We start from the raw sequence: 1,031 nt of genomic DNA on the forward strand, positions 1-1,031 counted from the left end.
AGGAACCCAACTTTTTTGTGAAAGTTTGTTTTCTACATATTTAACAAAACCAAAGGAGTCTTGATACTCTATTGGAGCAACGATCTTACAGTTCCTTCGGCTTAATGGTTTTGGTACTTAATGGATAGCACCGATGCATAGTACAAGGGTGCCTCATTGGCCAAAGTCCATTGTAGATCATGTCAGGATAATTACCCTTAATCAAAATCTGCCCCATTTAACCATCTGGCCATCAATCGTCTTTATGATGGGTATTCAACCGGACTTGAGCTTACCTCTCAATGTAAGCATTCAGCTATCAGCTATCAGCTATCAGCTATCAGCTATCAGCTTTCAGCTTTCAGGGATCAGCTATCAGCTAATGGGTCCGATGGGTCGAAGCCTGTGCCAAGCTACAGATGGTGCTTTTGAATAAAACAGGTAACCATTCGAATAATGCTGAGTTAAGTCTGCTAACGGCTGACCGCTGACGGCTGACCGCACCTCAAGTAGCACCATCTGTAGCGCATATGCTTACCCCTCAATTCAATTTTGACGGAGTAGTAGTCTCCGACAAGTGTTAAGGGTTATGTCAAAAATTGTAAAAAAATGTAAATATAATTAAGGTAGACTATGAAAAAATAAACGGTTTTAATATCATGGATCAACCCCAGCCATCAACACCGGAGTTACTCAAAACCATATTGGAACCGCTACTAGTAGATTTTGACTACTGGTTTGAGCGATCGCTTTCGTTGTTAGAAACTGAAGATATCACCTTTTTGAGCACGGAGGAACAATCTGACCTACTAAAGCGGGTAAAGCAAGCCCAGCAGGAGGTAAATACAGCTAAAATGCTTTTTAAAGCTACCGATGGTCAAGTAGGAGTTGAACTTTCTACCATGATGCCATGGCACCAATTAGTGAGAGAATGTTGGGGAGTGGCAATCCGGTGGCGATCATTGGCATCCGGTGCATCCGAGTCAGCGGCCTCAGGGAATGACTAATCTTGACGCACCTAGATTCAGGAAATGATTGAGGAAATAGTGGAC

The 1,031-nt window shown here is 42.7% G+C and carries 2 protein-coding genes; both read left to right on the forward strand.

Features of this window, described 5'->3' with window-relative positions; translation table 11 throughout:
• The first annotated feature begins 133 nt into the window (after positions 1–133).
• Positions 134–415 (forward strand): hypothetical protein, encoded by a 282-nt coding sequence (locus tag F6K20_RS39705; RefSeq protein ID WP_287298611.1) that lies wholly within the window; start codon positions 134–136, stop codon positions 413–415.
• A 223-nt stretch (positions 416–638) separates the two neighbouring features.
• Positions 639–986 carry a DUF2605 domain-containing protein gene (locus tag F6K20_RS39710; RefSeq protein WP_008179530.1) on the forward strand — a complete coding sequence of 116 codons (348 nt, stop codon included), beginning with the start codon at positions 639–641 and terminating at the stop codon, positions 984–986.
• The last annotated feature ends 45 nt before the right edge of the window (positions 987–1,031 follow it).

The sequence above is a fragment of the Moorena sp. SIO2C4 genome (assembly GCF_010672485.1).
In the GTDB taxonomy this organism is placed as follows: Bacteria; Cyanobacteriota; Cyanobacteriia; order Cyanobacteriales; family Coleofasciculaceae; genus Moorena; species Moorena producens.

What these genes read in the sequence shown, in the direction of transcription:
- F6K20_RS39710 (WP_008179530.1), top strand. Translation starts at nt 639, where the DNA reads ATGGATCAACCCCAGCCATCAACACCGGAGTTACTCAAAACCATATTG.
- F6K20_RS39705 (WP_287298611.1), top strand. Translation starts at nt 134, where the DNA reads ATGCATAGTACAAGGGTGCCTCATTGGCCAAAGTCCATTGTAGATCAT.